Origin of the sequence: Paenibacillus enshidis, from assembly GCF_042136365.1 — a bacterium.
Classification (GTDB): Bacteria; Bacillota; Bacilli; order Paenibacillales; family Paenibacillaceae; genus Paenibacillus; species Paenibacillus enshidis.
The window spans coordinates 198,396-214,246 of sequence record NZ_JBHHMI010000005.1; the positions used below are offsets into that span (position 1 = coordinate 198,396).

16 protein-coding genes and 1 riboswitch are annotated in these 15,851 nt (G+C 53.8%); all 16 genes read right to left on the minus strand.

From position 1 onward, the window contains the following. Window positions 1–58: 58 nt before the first annotated feature. Window positions 59–1,789 carry a precorrin-3B C(17)-methyltransferase gene (cobJ, locus tag ACE41H_RS08485; RefSeq protein WP_375354715.1) on the minus strand — a complete coding sequence of 577 codons (1,731 nt, stop codon included), beginning with the start codon at window positions 1,787–1,789 and terminating at the stop codon, window positions 59–61. A gap of 15 nt (window positions 1,790–1,804) precedes the next feature. Next, window positions 1,805–2,641, minus strand: a complete 837-nt coding sequence (locus tag ACE41H_RS08490) for an energy-coupling factor ABC transporter ATP-binding protein (RefSeq protein ID WP_375354717.1) — start codon at window positions 2,639–2,641, stop codon at window positions 1,805–1,807. 25 nt (window positions 2,642–2,666) lie between these two features. Continuing rightward, window positions 2,667–3,449, minus strand: a complete 783-nt coding sequence (gene cbiQ, locus ACE41H_RS08495) for a cobalt ECF transporter T component CbiQ (protein WP_375354718.1) — start codon at window positions 3,447–3,449, stop codon at window positions 2,667–2,669. Next, window positions 3,433–3,729 (minus strand): energy-coupling factor ABC transporter substrate-binding protein, encoded by a 297-nt coding sequence (locus ACE41H_RS08500; protein WP_375354719.1) that lies wholly within the window; start codon window positions 3,727–3,729, stop codon window positions 3,433–3,435. The genes cbiQ and ACE41H_RS08500 overlap by 17 nt, the downstream gene beginning before the upstream one ends. Continuing rightward, complete coding sequence (locus ACE41H_RS08505) at window positions 3,726–4,514, minus strand: energy-coupling factor ABC transporter permease (RefSeq protein WP_375354808.1); 789 nt, start codon at window positions 4,512–4,514, stop codon at window positions 3,726–3,728. Before ACE41H_RS08505 ends, ACE41H_RS08500 begins: the two co-directional genes overlap by 4 nt. Window positions 4,515–4,610: 96 nt before the next feature. After that, the gene (locus ACE41H_RS08510; protein ID WP_375354721.1) at window positions 4,611–4,778 is read right to left on the minus strand and encodes a hypothetical protein; all 168 of its coding nucleotides are present in this window, start codon (window positions 4,776–4,778) and stop codon (window positions 4,611–4,613) included. Continuing rightward, window positions 4,762–4,951: riboswitch (cobalamin riboswitch) on the minus strand. Its footprint overlaps the gene before it by 17 nt. An 80-nt stretch (window positions 4,952–5,031) precedes the next feature. Then, window positions 5,032–5,613, minus strand: a complete 582-nt coding sequence (locus ACE41H_RS08515) for an LOG family protein (RefSeq protein ID WP_375354723.1) — start codon at window positions 5,611–5,613, stop codon at window positions 5,032–5,034. 1,065 nt (window positions 5,614–6,678) lie between these two features. Continuing rightward, window positions 6,679–7,581, minus strand: coding sequence for a transposase (locus tag ACE41H_RS08520; protein WP_375354724.1), 903 nt, complete (start codon window positions 7,579–7,581; stop codon window positions 6,679–6,681). Window positions 7,582–8,486: 905 nt separating this feature from the next. Next, window positions 8,487–8,702: a hypothetical protein gene (locus tag ACE41H_RS08525; protein WP_375354725.1), complete on the minus strand. Its 216-nt coding sequence runs from the start codon at window positions 8,700–8,702 to the stop codon at window positions 8,487–8,489. Between the two features lie 30 nt (window positions 8,703–8,732). Continuing rightward, window positions 8,733–9,599, minus strand: a complete 867-nt coding sequence (locus tag ACE41H_RS08530; RefSeq protein WP_375354726.1) for a uroporphyrinogen-III synthase — start codon at window positions 9,597–9,599, stop codon at window positions 8,733–8,735. A gap of 91 nt (window positions 9,600–9,690) precedes the next feature. Continuing rightward, entirely contained in the window at window positions 9,691–10,788 is a 1,098-nt protein-coding gene (locus tag ACE41H_RS08535; protein WP_375354727.1) for a GerAB/ArcD/ProY family transporter, read from the minus strand. A gap of 45 nt (window positions 10,789–10,833) precedes the next feature. After that, a complete protein-coding gene (locus ACE41H_RS08540; protein WP_375354728.1) occupies window positions 10,834–11,058 on the minus strand; it encodes a hypothetical protein in 225 nt (74 codons plus the stop codon). Then, window positions 11,055–12,239: a Ger(x)C family spore germination protein gene (locus tag ACE41H_RS08545; RefSeq protein WP_375354729.1), complete on the minus strand. Its 1,185-nt coding sequence runs from the start codon at window positions 12,237–12,239 to the stop codon at window positions 11,055–11,057. The genes ACE41H_RS08540 and ACE41H_RS08545 overlap by 4 nt, the downstream gene beginning before the upstream one ends. A gap of 3 nt (window positions 12,240–12,242) precedes the next feature. Beyond that, window positions 12,243–13,841, minus strand: a complete 1,599-nt coding sequence (locus tag ACE41H_RS08550) for a spore germination protein (protein ID WP_375354730.1) — start codon at window positions 13,839–13,841, stop codon at window positions 12,243–12,245. 641 nt (window positions 13,842–14,482) lie between these two features. Next, entirely contained in the window at window positions 14,483–14,896 is a 414-nt protein-coding gene (locus ACE41H_RS08555; protein ID WP_375354732.1) for a DoxX family protein, read from the minus strand. A gap of 92 nt (window positions 14,897–14,988) precedes the next feature. Continuing rightward, window positions 14,989–15,849 (minus strand): M56 family metallopeptidase, encoded by an 861-nt coding sequence (locus ACE41H_RS08560; RefSeq protein ID WP_375354734.1) that lies wholly within the window; start codon window positions 15,847–15,849, stop codon window positions 14,989–14,991. Between the last annotated feature and the right edge of the window lie 2 nt (window positions 15,850–15,851).

The window sequence follows — 15,851 nt, forward strand, 5'->3', positions numbered from 1 at the left end:
CCATAATGGCATAATCGTGATGATGGTAATGGTATGGTCAGGGCCTATATTTTTAGCCTTAATCGCCGCAAACCGGATTGACCTCTACAGTAACAGGGGCATCCTCATGACGGAATCCACCCACAACGCCCACACGCTTGAAAAACTTGTGGAAGCGCTCGTTCGGATGTCCTTTCTCCTTGAACTCCGACACGATGCCCTCTACGATGTCCGCAATTTGATCGGCCGGAATCCCCTCCGCGACAGGCTGTGCCGGATGCGCATTCCGTCCGAACTTTTTACCGCCAAGGAACAGGTCGTATCCGCCCTTGCGGTATACGATGCCGATATCCTCAAGCACGGCGCCGTAGCAGGCCATTGCACAGCCATTCACAGCGATGCTGGTTTCCTTTGGAGCGGACAGGCCGCCAATAACATCCTGCAGCCGCTCGGCTACCGGCACGGCATCGTCCTTCTCCAGATTGCAGAAGTCGCATGCCTTCACCTTGATCACGTCGCCGACCGGCATAATGATCAGCTTCGCCTCGGCCAGGCGCGCGACCAGTTCATCCGGGTCGGCGCACGGGACGCGCAGGATAATCTGGTGATCTGTCGTATACTCCAGTTCACCCTCATCACCTGCGGCTTCGGCGAGCAGCGCCATCTGGCGGGCGCTGAACTTCTTGTTGCCCACCCCCGGGGCAACACCGATCTCGAACAGCGCCGGCTTGCTGTGGCCGGGCGCTGTTCCTGCCGCCGCCGCGGGCACCGGCGGCGCCTGACCGCTCCAGCGGACGGCTGCTGCCTCCGGCAGCCGTCCGCCGGCGGCCAGACGGCCGAGCGCCTCGGCGGCCAGCTCGGCCGGGCCGGATGCAGCCGCTGCGGTCGCGCGCGGTTGCTCCGGCCTCTCCAGCACGGCGGTGCTCTGCCGTGCTGCCACAGGGGCGGCGGCTGACGCGCCGCCGCCGTTCCCGGCCGCGCCGAGCGACCACGGCTCGGCTTCCGGCCGCAGCCGCTCGTGCGGCTTGAGCGGCTGCTCCGCCGCATCAAGCGTATACTTGCGCTGATAGCCGCGCGGCGTAACGATCAGACCGTCATAGACCATCGTGGATGAATTGCCGATAATGACGGTCGTCAGCATGCCGATATCATGATTCAGCATGTCTTCCAGCGTAGTGACGATGACCTGCTGGCGTTCCCGGTAGGCGCTTTTGACAAGTCCGACCGGTGTCTTGGGATCACGGTAGCGCAGCAGAACTGCCTGCGTCTCCACAATCTGCCGCGTACGGCGGCCGCTGCGCGGATTGTACAGAGCAATCACGAAATCCGCAGACGCTGCCGCTTCCACACGCCGGATGATCGTCTCCCATGGTGTAAGGTGATCGCTGAGACTGATTGTGCACGCATCATGCATGACCGGCGCCCCCAGCAGCGAGGCGCAGGATTGAATGGCGGATATGCCGGGGACGACCTCAACCTCGACCCCGTCGCTCCGCCGCCAGCCTTTCTCCATCAGCACCTCATAGATCAATCCCGCCATGCCATAGACGCCGGCATCTCCGCTGGAGATTACCGCCACCTTTCGTCCGGCCTCCGCCTGCCGCACAGCTTCCTGGGCGCGGCTCACTTCTTCCGTCATCCCGGTGCGGACGATCTCCTGTCCGTTCAGCAGCGGACGAATCAGGTCCACATAGGTGTTGTACCCGATAATGACTTCACTCTCGGCGAGCGCGTCCAGCGCTCGCTTCGTAATATGCTCCATATCCCCCGGTCCGAAGCCGATCACCAGCAGCTTGCCAAGCTTGTTCATACGAATCCTCCTCCATTACACAAAATTGTTGGCCAGATAGACTTTAAACTGTTCCGTACTGCGCGGAACGGGCCTGCCTTCCCGCAGCGCGGCAGGCAGGCTCTCCCACAGATCGACAATCACGGGAATTTCCAATCCAAGCTGTTCCATAAGCTCCTTATTCGCAAAAACCTGATCCGGCGGGCCTTCCATCCGGCAGGTTCCCCGGTCGAGCACCACGATCCAGTCTGCCCAGCTATAGGCCGTATCCATATCATGGGTAGCCATGACGACCGTCACCCCGGTGCGGTGGATTTCATCGATGCTATGTAGCAGGAGTCTCTCCGAAACAGGGTCCAGATAGGAGGCCGGTTCATCCAGTAAAATCACTTCAGGCTGGGTGGCGAACACCCCTGCGAGCGCCGTACGCTTCTTCTGCCCCAGACTCAGATGATGTATGGGCCGGTCGGCCAGCTCCAGCAAGCCGAGCCGTTCAAGCGCCCGCTCCGTACGCTGCCGGATCGTCCCTTCATCCATACCGACGCTGCGCAGTCCAAAGGCCACGTCCTCCCGGGGGGTGTTCAGAATGAGCTGCTGCTCCGGGTCCTGCAGCACCAGACCGACGGCCCGGCGCAGCTCCTTGAGCCCCTTTCGCCCATAATCCATAGCCGTTCCACCGTGCAGCACCCTTCCGCCCTGCGGCTTGAGAATGCCGACCGCGTGCAGGAACAGTGTAGATTTGCCCGCACCGTTATGCCCAAGCACCGCCGTCTTCATCCCCCGTGGAATCCGCAGCGACATGCCGGCCAGTGCGGCACCTTTGGCATCAGGATAGATGTATCTTACATCCTGCCATTCCAGCACCAGTTCCACCGCATTCACCTTCCTGTCATTCAATTCAGTTCAACAAGCGGAAGCACAGCTCGGCAACGACCAGCAGCGCTGTGCCGACCCATCCTTCCACTCTGTAGCGCACAGGCATTGGCAGCGAGGCATCCGATCCCATACGAATCGTGCCCTCATAACCGCGCACGGTGTATCCGACAACAGCCCCGCGGTACCTCTCCATCGTCTTCGCAAACAATCTGCCCGCCAGGGCGGCAGTATCCGCAACAGCAGCCCGGAAACCCCTGCCGCCCCCGCGAAGCCTGCGCGCCAGCATCATACCTGCGGCCGTATCCCCCAGCAGGAACAGAAATCTGTACATAATCATCGTCAATTCAATGACCACGGCCGGAAGCCGCAGCTTTTCCATCACCTTCAGCAGACCTGTAAATGGAGTCGTGAGGATCAGAAACAGAAAACAGGACAGGCACACCCCTACCCGCAGCAAAAGCTCTTCCGCCCGCTCTGCCGCTTCGGGCGTCACCAGAAGCACATGGGTTCCCCAACCCAGCAGCACCATTCCCTGTGCAGGGCCCGACGCGACCTCAATTAGCAACGCAGGCAGACTCAGTATATAGAAGAGCAGTGAGGCGGCCAGCAAGGAAGCATACGGCTTCCATGGAACCCCGCCATACCCCACTGTCCATAGGACGAGCCAAATCCATACGGCCAGCTGAACAGGGGGATGTCCGATATAAGCCATCACAAACATCACCGCTGCAAAGCCGCTTTTCCAGAACGGTGAACAGCTGCTGAACTTTCCTTGGTATGACAGGGAATCAATCCTTCTGAGCATCTGACTGGCTGGCGTCCTTTCTCCCTTTGAACAGACCGATGATATAACCGATCAGTCCCGCACCCAGCGCAGCCTGCAGGGCAAACAGCATGCTTTCCGTTTCCGGCGGCGGCTCCAGCAGCGGCTGAAACCAGGGAGTATAGTGGGGATTGATCTGGGTAATCGCCGCCTCAGCGGCACCGTCCGCGCCTCCAAAGTCGCCACTCACCAGCAGCAACGGGAGGGCGGCCAGCAGGATGACGGCCAGCAGAACCAAACCCGTTATTGTTCTTGTCTTCATGACGGCTTGGCCTCCTTCATGCCGCGCCGGAGCACGGACAATTCATTCGGACTGTATGCTTTAAGCCATTTCCACAGCATAACCGTCAGCAATCCCTCGCTGAGCGCAAGCGGAAGCTGCGTCACGGCAAAAATGCCGCCAAATTTCAGGAACGATGCCCATATTCCGCCGTGTACGGAAGGAAAGGCGAGGGAAAGCTGCACGGAAGTAACCAGGTAAGTCGTCATATCGGCTATAGCCGCAGCGGCGAAAACGGCCAGCCACTCCTTGCGGGCTGTGCTCATAAGCAGCCTGTACGCTGCATAACCAGCGAACGGGCCGGCCACAGCCATGGAGAACGCATTCGCCCCCAACGTTGTAATTCCACCATGCGCCAGGAGAACCGCCTGAAACAACAGCACAATGGAGCCAATCACGCTCATGGGCAGGGGCCCGAGCATCACTGCGCCCAGTCCCGTTCCGGTCGGATGAGAGCTGCTGCCCGTCACGGAAGGCAGCTTCAGGGCAGACAGTACAAATGTAAACGCCCCCGCCAATCCAAGCATCAGCTTCAGCTCAGGGGCTTCTCTCGTCAGCCGGGTTACACTGCGGACACCAAAAGCGAAGAAAGGAAGAAATAAAATCCACCAAAACAACGCCCAACCGATGGGCAAAAATCCCTCCATGATATGCATGGCATAGACCTCTTGCGGGCTCACCGCCAGAAAATACAGCGTAAATGCGGTAATCAACAGCCCCAACCCAATGCCTTTACTCCGTTTAAACAACTTATCCACCCCTTTCATATTCACAGGCTCAAAAAAAGCCCCTTCCTCTAGGGATGGGGCTTGCATGTACGCAATTCAGTTACAGTCAGCCAGGCAACCTTAAACAAGGCTCCTTTACGCATAGCTTGCCCAATACCCCCGGTCAACAAGAAGATGAAACTTCACATCCTCCTCTTCATCCATGGATGAAAAATGTTCCGGAACATCGGGAGCCCCGCGCAGGCTCGTCCACCGATTCGTACACCACTCCTTTCCGCGAAGGATTACGGTGCATATAGGCAAGGTAGGTCTCCTGGCTTTGGATCATCAGTCTTCTTCGTCTTCCCCGGGTCTGATTCGAGTGACATGCTGAAGAGGAACCTCTCCAATACAGTGGCGGGACCGCTCGGGATTTGCACCCGATTCCCTGTTACCCTTTGCCCCTCGGCAAAGGCACCCTGCCTGATCGCTTATTCGATTGTGAGTCCATCATAACCCTGCCTTTGCGGAAAGCGCAAGCACGAAAAACAAGAGATGCGAGTCCGCTTCAGCCTCATCAGACGGTTTCCGCGTCGCCGGTCTGCTGAAGCGGCAGCCCGTTAGGGGAACACATTCTCTCGATCAGCGCTCCGGCATCCTCCTCAAGGATGATCAAATCCAAATGCATTCGACCCGCAAATCCCTCCTGCACACTGTGACGGATTAATTCCATTAGCGGGTTATAATAGCCGTTTACATTCAAAAGTCCGACAGGCTTGCTGTGCAGGCCGATTTGCGCCCAGCACAGCACCTCGAACAATTCTTCAAAGGTGCCGATTCCGCCCGGAAGCGCAATAAAACCGTCGGCCATTTGGTGCATTGTGGCCTTACGTTCATGCATGTCCCTGACCTCGATAAACTCCGTCAGCCCCTCGTGCACGATTTCCCGCCGAAACAATGCCGTGGGCATGATGCCCGTTACCTGCCCGCCGCTTGCGAGGGCGGCGTTGGCAGCGGTGCCCATAAGTCCGAAGCTGGAGCCTCCGTATATCAGACGCATCCCGCAGCGCGCAATATGTTCCCCGAGCCGGGAAGCCTGCTCCCTGTACTCCGGAGCCACTCCATCGTTAGAGCCTGCAAACACACAAATCGACCTCATGATTCAGCACCTCTCTCTATCCATATTCAGCAACGGCATCCAGTAGTTATCTAAATTCAGCTTTCTCGTTGTATCATAATAGAACTTGCGGCCAGTGAAAAGGAGCGCAGTACCCCGATGCCCTATTTTAAAGTAGACCAGAGCAGGCTAGTTGTGCCTGGCTTGGCTAGGCGCGCATAAGAGAAGAAGCCGCTATCATTAGCGACCTCAATCACAAAATCTGTATTCGTTTTCTAGTGCTCTTCCTCGGTATCCTTACTGATCTCTACTTCTGTTCTCATTTGGCTTTGGACAGTGCTCTAATTTCCTTCCCAATGTTTAAATGGACCTTCCCTCTCCACAATATCAGCATTCGGCATGATTTGTGTCCAGTTTCCGTCACCACGGTCTGTATATCCATAGACTTTATTAGGCTTATCCTTAAACACTACTTGGACTCCAAATGTAGGCACTTTTCCAAACTCTGCTTTGACACTTTGAAGATCAGAGGAACTATATTTTTTTTGACTTATAAGATAATTACGCAACTTTCGCAGAACCCAAATCCACTTCAACCTTTGTAGCTACTTGGTTCGAGGAATTCGAATCCCCTTCTAGTGCTGGACAGTCAAGCCGCCAGCCGATCGTGGCAAGACATGTGATACTCGCTTTTCAGGAGCTTTGCACGATTATCCCGTTGGATCAGGTCAAGAAAAACAGAAAACCGGAACCGAAAATACACTTTAGGCACGCTAAAGAAAATAACGGATCAAATGAGGCACAAAAATGCCTGTTGTTACGCGATTCAGAACCATCGAATGGGTCTATTATCTTTTTGGATTGTGCCTTACGGAGAAGCAGATCGATTCGAGGTCATGAGACGTTCCTTGGAGAAAGCAGAGCGTTTAGGTGATGGGAAACCGACCGAGAGAGAAGGAGGGAGCGGAGCAAGGCACCGAAAACATAAAAAGACCCTGGTCCTCGTTGCCGCTTGAACCTGAATGTTTCCGATGTCCTCGTTCATGCTAACCCACACCGATCAAGCGACGTACCTTATGCTCACCTTTCCTCGTTCAAGCCCTGCGATCAGGCCGCAGCCGCAAGAGGCTGCACCGGTTGGCGCGCAATCAGTCGGCGGTAAGGGATCGCCGGAATCGCCACGCCCATGTACAGCAACTTCTGCCACATCGTTTCTTCCCCTTCAGACAGGTGCAGTCGGCGGCGTCCGGTGTACTCGTTGAGGTACGCCTGCAGATGCTTTGTTCCTAAGGCTACATACGTACTCTTCAACGATTTCCACGCCTCTCTCACTACTTTCCGCAAGGGCGTATACAGTCGATAGGCTTGAAGGAACGATTGTACCGCCGATGCACGGACATCTACCTGTTCGTTGATGAACGCAGCGAGTTCGTGCCGATTCGCTCTTTGCCCATCTCCCTTCTTCTGCGGGACCAGGCGGATTTTGATCTGCTCCGGCTCGCCCGACTCCGTGACCGTGCACCCGGCTACGACCGCCGAAGCATGCGGATGAGAAAACTGAGGCCGGGACGGATTACACCCATACCGGTCGCTGTTCACCTTCACGTCTCCGCAGAGCAGCTCCCGGGCATCGAACTCTCCGATGGCATGGCGGATTCGATGAAGCATTGCCCAGGCGGTCCTGTAGGTGACCTGGATCACCTGGCTCAGCCGCATCGCTGAGATGCCATCGGGGAGCAGGAACAACTCCAGCGCCTGGAACCACTTGGTCAGGGGGAGATGCGTTCGTTCAAAAATCGTGCCGACCAAAGCCGACGTTTGATGCGCACACCTGGCGCACTCGAACATGGGGATGCGCCGGGAAGTCAGACGACTGCAGCGGGTGTGAGCGCAGCGCGGGCAGACGAAGCCGTTCGGCCACTTCATCGCGATCAATGCCTCCATGCAGGCCTGCTCGTTGTGATAACGACGGCTAAAGGGTTGAAGTTCCGTTTCCGCTTGGACTTCCATGTCTGCTCGCCTCCGAATCCATAATATACGAACATAAGTTCTTTTTTCATTATACCAAACATGCGTTCCTGTTTCAAGCCGAACATCCCACTTGAGCTGCTTCTTTTTTTCGTATCTCGTATCTCGTTTCTCGCTTCTCTTTATTCCTTCCCCTAGGCCCCCCGAACCTCCAACCCCCGCATTCTGATCAAAAGGGATAATGGTGCAAAGCTGTATGGAAAGGCATTAGGCATTAGGCATTAGGCACCAGGCAACGGACACCAGCCACCACATCCTATAGACACCCATCTCACTCTGGCTACTAGACTCTGAGGGGGGAGAATCTTCTTCTTCCAACAAAGCTAGCAAACAGCTGTCTGCTTTGATTCAGCGTCAACCCCAGCAGTGGATCTCCGTTTTGCCCAGTTACATCAAGGCCTGTTTGCCGATTTCATGCTCCGAAAGTTGAGATACAATGAATACAAGCGATACTATCCATAGTATAATTTTTTTCATTGAATCCTCCATTCTAAAATCGAAAATAAACAGCCAGCCTCTGTCCTCAAATAGATCTATATCAAAATTGCTGCTTGAGGTGTCAAGCTAATTCTTCGTAACCAACATACTAGATTACATTCAACCAATCCTAATGAGGCATAAAAAGACGACCATCATTCCCAGAAACGGGTCTGTAGGTCGTCTTCTTAGTTACACTCACTTAACTCTTTCGAAAAACTATAGATCACTTCAAATACACATATCAGATTTTTCCTTTGGCGTTATTTCCAAGGACTTACCGGAAAATACCTTTACCTTACGATAGCCGATAGCCCGCTGACCTAGCGGTTCAAATACGCATTCATTACCTTTCCGGTCAGGATGTAAACGAATATGCTCCGGCTCTTCTTCAATCTTCGTCTACTTGCTCATAAATAGCTGCATTCATCTCTTGGATGAACGCCTGCCATTTCCAGAAGTGACATACCTTCTTTGTATTCCACAATGCGGCTACCTTCCAAACGATAGGAAATTCGTTCGTACTCCTGTAAGGCATTCACGATCATTCGATATTTATCCATGTCGATCATCGCCACTTTCAGTTGGTCTTTGATCACAATGCCGGGTTTTCCATCTTCCTCCAAGATTGAGGCAAGTCCTAACAGGTAATCCCTTTATTCATTTTCCACTTTGCCATCCATTTGGCTGTTTGTCAGACAGAAACCATTCGCAGATCCGGATTCGAAATAGCGTCCCAGCTCCACCATCATGCTGCCCATACGCTCCTCGGTCGGCATGACAATGCGTTCAATGCCTTCCTCCAGCATCGCCTGTGCCGTTACTTTCCCGACGGAAACGGCAATAATGTCGCTCTGGAAGGCGGCCATCACCTCGTCCATGGCGCCGCGGCTGCGTGCATATTCGGCCAGGAAACGAATTTGCGGTCCGCTGGTAAACGCCACGGCATGCACCCGCCGTTGCACAATATCATTGACCAGGTCTTCCAGATCCTTCGTTTCCGGCGGCACATGCTTGTAAGGCAGCAGCTGCCGGACATGCGCACCCTGCTCCTGCAGCCAGTCAACCAGACGCGGAGCGGGATCACCGTGCAGCTGCAAGAGCACTTTTTTGCCTTTCAGGCTATAGGGTGCAAAAGAACGGATCAGCCCCTCTGTACTCCCATCATCGTCACGTACCACCGGCATCAATCCGCGCTTCCTGAGCGCATTTACCGTTTTATAACCGCGCGCCGCAATCTGCGATGCTGCCAGCAGCTCGTGCAGTTGCCCGGCAACCCCCATTTCCTCAGCCATTTGATACAGGGCATCCAGGCCCATGCCTGTCGTCAGCAGCGTCCAGTCCGGCGGGGAGCTTAGCCACGATTCAATACCGGCGCGGAGCTCGGCGTCGTCCAGGAACACGGTCCCCTGTGCCGGACGAAGCAGCGCCACTCCCCCCATTTTCTCTACCAATGTCTTCATTTCCTCTGATTTGCGCGGTCCTGCCAATGCCACGGTCTTGCCTGCCATACGCAATGCCATAAAGCTCCTCCCTTGCTGCTCGTACATTTGCATACAAGTATACCGTTCGGCGCAAAAAAGGCAACAGCAAATTGCTTGCAGGATGTATGACTTACGCAGGGTCAGGCTGCGCCTCCCCTTTTTGTCCACCTTCTTTCTTCGGATGCAATATAAAGAAGAGCACAACTGGCAGAACCACATAGAAGATCAGGACGTATACTGCCCATTCCCTGCTGAAAGCAAACAGCTGCGGCAAATTTTCAAAAAACCAGAAGGTGCACGCAAACCCCAGAATTCCTACCGGCAGAACCGTAAGCTCACCCTTGACGGCAGGCAGCAGCCGCCTTGAAGCGCTGCACAGCACATACAGATCAACCCCCGCTTTGATGATAACTGTTGGCAGTGTCCCTGCCGCAATCAGCAGATCGAACCTGTCCAGAAAATCCGTAATTTGCACCTGCCGGACAAGTTCGTAGGACGGGAAGGTCAGACGGGCCGTAATCAGCGGACCAAGCACGGTCTGCTGCTGCAGCATCAGAATCATGAGCATCAGCACACTGCCCAGAACCCCGCCAAGCATACTGCGGAGCCGGCAATTCTCCCCGGACAGCACGAAGGGAAGCACCGCCAGGTCAGCCATGTAGGCCAGCATGTGCCAGCTTCCGCGTACAAATCCTCCGGGATTGAAATCAAGCACAGGCCGCAGCAGCGACGGATCCATCGCTTTTCCCAAAGTAATCGGCACAATCATGGCTGTGACAATAAGGGATGGAATAAACATTTCCGCCATGCCAACCAACGTGCCAATCCCCCCCCGAGCCATAAAGACGATCGTAATCAATAGAAAAAACGCAGTCACGATAATCGGTGTTAACGGCAGCAGCGTAATCGCGACGTGATTCGTCAATAGTCTTATGTCTCTGGCCAATACAATCAGGTTGAACCCGAAATATAAAAGCACCAGCAGCCGCCCAAAGACGGGGAAGCGGGAGATCAGGGCCGCAAATAAATCCTGATTGGAAAACCGTCTTTGAATCCTGCTCAAAACCCAAACGGAAAACACCAGCACCAGAGCGGCTGGCAGAGGAGTCAGAAACATGTGCTGTTCAGCGGCTTCGGCTGCCTGCGCCGGGGCATGAAACGAAGTGACCGTTATACTCATCAGCATGCCAAGAAAAACAATCTGCCTTGTTGTGAAATGCTTCGTCATCTTCATTGCTCCTTCCCGGTCGAAAATCTTTTCAGAAACTCTCCCCTAGGGCAGAGGAACCAGCGCATCGATCGCATGGGCCAGCAGCACCGAAGGATGAAGCATGGACGATGAGTTACCCGTTTCATAAAGCCAGATGACAAAGCTGATCCCATAGATGCTGAAAGCAAACCAGCGGTTCGCCGGGGATGAATTTTTCAGCTTTTTCCGGTCCATCGCATACATGAGCACAATAACCAGCAGCATCGGCACAACAAGTTTTTCAATCATGGATGATCTGATCCTCCCTCAGCCCCAAAGGGCTCCGTAATTGCGCCTGTGTTCTCAACATGCACATTCGTCCGGACTTCAACCTCAATCTCCGGATACAGCGTAGACCAGCGTCCCTGCACCCGATCCCAAACGCTCGGAAGATTCGTTTTGAGCACCCTGCCAAGGCCCAAAACATCGGATTGATAATCCCGCTGTACAACCCGTATGCTTTCCTCGACATTTTGGCGGATCAGATCCTCCGCTTCGCGCTCAAGCCATTTGATTTCCCGGGGCTGTGCCATATGGTAAGTGGACTCGTTCTCGCTCACTTCCCCTTTGACGCGCAGGTTCATGATCATTTTGATTTCATCCCCCTGTACAGAAGGCTTGATCTTAACATCGGTTTCGTTTAACAACAGCATAATCTCACCTTTACCCTTGGGCGGTGCTATGATGAACTCCGTCGATTTGGACTGACCCATAGCAAGCAGCAGCCCCCTCGCCAGCTCATGGCTTACCGTACCGGCTACCTTGTCTCCCTTAAACACCGCCAGACCTTTGATTTTGATATTTTTTTTGCTGCCCTTCCAGCCCTTAGGCAAACTATCTGTAAGCCCGACAACAGGCAGTACGGGATCGACCCCCTCGCTCAGCATGGTATGTATTAGAAGCTTCAGGCTGCGCGGTTCCTTCATATATGAAATCGCCAGCTCACGCACCATCTCTGCAGGATACTGCTCAATCGGCGCCTGCGCCCGGAAAATATCGGCTCCGCGCCCCTCGGCAATCACGATAAGGGCAGAAAGCCTGTTCTCAGGGCTGCGGGCCAGTACATCGATCAGGCGGGCAATTCCCTCCCTTGCCATATCCGCTCCAATAATCAGCATCCGTCGATGCGAATAGTTAAGCTTCCTTGACGTACTCTCCTGTTCCTTGTCATTTACTTCCCGCATCGTCCTTCCTGCCTTCGATTCCAGGTAGTAGGATTTATCCCCGCTGGTGCCTCCCCCTCCTCCAGCATTCCCCGAAGCGCCGAGCTGACCGGGTAAGGCAATTTGCAGTGTATTCCTGTATTGCTCCCCTTCTTTATCTACGGCGGTTCCCAGGACAAATGCAACATCATTGATCTCCTTGCGATCCCAACAGCCCCCGAGCAGGCATGAACATATCAGCAGGAGCAGTACCTTTCCCGCCCTCATGGATTACCACTCCTTCTCCTCGAGTTGCCTTCCGTTCATGCCTTTTTTCTGCCGATGTTCATTATCTGACGCGAGCCAGGAAGGGCGGCTCATCATGTTCCACCATGGGGTTCGGACCAGAATGTCCTTCTGGTCTGAGTGACTGTAAGGGCTGAATCCAGCCAGATACGGCATCCCGAAGGAGGTTAATTTGGTCAAATGCACGGTGATCAGGACCATGCCGATGATGATCCCGAACAGCCCGAAGGCCCCGGCCAGCATCATGAGCGGGAAGCGCAGCATCCGGACCGTAATCGCAAAATTAAAGCGTGGAATCGTAAAGGACGCGATGCCGGTCAGCGAGACGATGATCACAACAGGCGCCGAAACAATGCCTGCCTGTACTGCCGCTTGCCCGATCACGAGTGCTCCGAGAATACTCACCGCCTGTCCCACGGTCTTTGGCAGCCGAATCCCGGCCTCCCGCAGCGCTTCAAAGGATACTTCCATCATCATCGCCTCGACGATGGCCGGGAAAGGAATGGATTCACGGGCGGCGGCTATGCTCAGAATCAGCGTTGTAGGCAGCATATCCTGATGGAAGGTCGTCACCGCAATATACAGCGCGGGCAGGAAGAGAGCAATCGTCAGAAAAAAGAATCGAATCCAGCGCACCATATTGCTGATAAAAAAACGTTCGTAATAGTCCTCGCTGGCCTGCAGCATTTGCCACATCGTGACAGGTCCGATCAATGCAAACGGAGTGCCATCCACAAGGATGGCAAAGCGGCCCTCCAGAAGCTGGGCGACCACCGTGTCCGGCCGTTCCGTATACTGCATTTGCGGGAAAGGCGAATGGGGGTGGTCTTCGATCAGTTCTTCGATGTAGCCTGTTTCCAGAACGGCATCGATCTTGATTTGATGCAGTCTTTGTTTCACATCTTCAATCAGCTTTTCACCGGCTATCCCCTCTATGTAAGCAAGCGCGACGCTGGTCTTAGTCTGTTCTCCGAGAGTAAGGGCGTATAGCTTGAACATGGGGTTCTTCAGCTTGAAACGCAGCAGTGCCGTATTCACCCGCAGCGTCTCGTTGAAGCCTTCACGCGGTCCACGGATTACGGCCTCGGTCTCAGGCTCCTGCACGCCACGCCGCGTGCCGCCTTTTACACTGAACAGGTAGGCCGTGGCCAGACCTTCCAGAAACAATACGGCACTGGCGTCCAGAACAGCTTCCGTTGCCTGCCGAAATTGATCCGCCGACTTGACCTGAGAAAGAGAGATACGCGTCTCGTCCACCGGCTCCAAATGCACCTCTGTCCCTTCGTTGGTCTCAATCAGCGCTTGAATAACAGGCTGCAGGATGTGCAACTGCAAATCCTCGGTTTTAACCGTTCCCTCCAGAAACACCAGTAATCCCTTGCGGCCCGGTGCCACCGTAAACTTGCGAAAAATGATATCCGAACAATCACGCAAAATATCCCTCATCGCCTGCTCATTTTCGGCAAGACTGCTGCTCAGCGGTCTTTCAAGCCACTTCATTTCAGGCAGCTTTTGCGAAGGTTGCCCGCTCCGGTCTGCTGCGGGCTGTGTCCTTTTCTTCCAGGGATATCGGATCTTCTTCATTTGCCCTCCTCCTTCACACTCCTTGCGTGGCCAAATGTGGTTCTGTTGGTTAGGATGTGTTCTGGCAGGTAAATTTATGTACATGAGACGCTAACTTGGGGTCAGCAGTGAAAAATAAAAACGAGGCTGCCCGGCAATGAACGGCAGCCTCGTTTGTTATTAAATTCAATATGGTATATGTTGCTTTCACAAAAAATTATTGCACTTCTTCAGGAATCTCAATAAAGAAGTTCGTTGGATTAACAGGTTTTTGACCTGACTCTGTACTTTGTCCGTTAGGGGCGATCATTTTCATAAATGATAAGACAGAAACTCAAACCGCTCATGAGCTACATTTAAGTCAGCAGGCAGTGAACAAATGGAACAGAAAAATGCTAGATTTATTACGTCAGAAGATGAGTTCCTCCGTTTGCTGAACTCGCCCAGAAATAGAACGATAGAGATACGGCCCTAAAATTACTTGGTTTTTTTGAATAGGATCACCGAGGCCGCTGATTTAGAGCTAGAGAATGACTTGAAATGAAAGATTTCCTCTGTATCCTCAAAGCACAGTTTATATCATGAACAAAAAAAGACCGAACCGCAGCGATCATCGCCTGGTTCGGTCTTTCTTCCATCATTACCTCAGAGATTGTTCCAACTTAAACAGTTTGGGTGCGGCTGGACCCGGATCTTTTGCGGGCAATGGCTGCATCCACCGAATAAGCTCCCGCCCCCGTAAATACCTGCTGCAGGGCGGCGAACAAAACGATCAGATCGAATTCAATCGCCATATATCCCTGGCCGAACTTAGCCGTCAGCAGCACGCCGATCATATTCACCGTCAACGCTGCACCGGCAAAGCGCGTGCCCAAGCCCAGAATGAGCAGAATACCGCCAACAAGTTCAACCGAAGCGACGACAGGAGCGAGAAAACCCGGAAGTCCGAGGCTCTGGAAGAAGCCTGTCGTCCCGCCAAGTCCCTGAAATTTCTGAGCACCATGCACAATAAAAATGATTCCCGTCATCCATCTCACCAGCAGCAGTCCTATGCTTGTCATCGTTTGGTTCATCATTTATTCCTCCTTTTTTTCACTACGATATGTAGTGTAATAAAGCATAAAAATCCAGACTTGTATATATAATCTTCTATTCGCGCACACACTGACTATATCAGCGCAAGCGCGAATAGAAGGGACAGCAGAGACAATACGTATAAAGATATCATGACAGGACGCCAAGGCAGCCTGGGTGTTAGCGCCTGATGCGGGTCCAGAATGCGGGAAATCCGGTAATTAATTGAGGTCTCCGCAAAAGACGAGCACACGGCTGTCATCAGCGGCTTGGAAGTCCCCCGTGAAGGGTTGCGCAGCAGCTTCAGCAGCGCACTGCCGATGCCTGCCGGAGTTCCGGTACGGCTGATGGCCTCATTATCCGCCAAAATTTCGCGGGCCGTCTTGTAATGATCGAGAATATGCCGCAGTACAGGCACATAGAACAGCAGGGAAGAGCACAACTGCAGCAGCCACGTTTTTAACGGATCGTAATGCCGCATGTGGTAGGCTTCATGATAGACGACCGCCGCCTCTTCCTCCTGATCCAGCATCGACAGCAGTGTGGAGGACAGTACAATTTTCGGGAAAAGCAGGCCCATAGTGAAAGCTGCAGGTTTGTCGTAATCAATCACCCATATGCGGCTTCCCAGTTCACCATACCTTGCGCCCAATTCCTCTGTCTGCTGCAGATTTCGCATGCTTTCCAGCTGCAGGAATGCTCTCCTTGTTGCTATACATTGACGTACGGCAAACCAACCAGCCACTGCAAAGGTTAGCGTGACCAGCCATGTCAATCCGTCAACTACGTAATCGATGCCTAAGGCATGCAGCAGCTGCCTGCAGATTTCAAAAACATTAAAGTTCAAATCCCAGCCGAACGCCATATGCCCGCCATACATCCCCATTTGCAACAGGATGATCCCGGACAAGCCTGCACCGGCCGTAAACAGCAGTTTGGATCGTGTTTTCCACATCG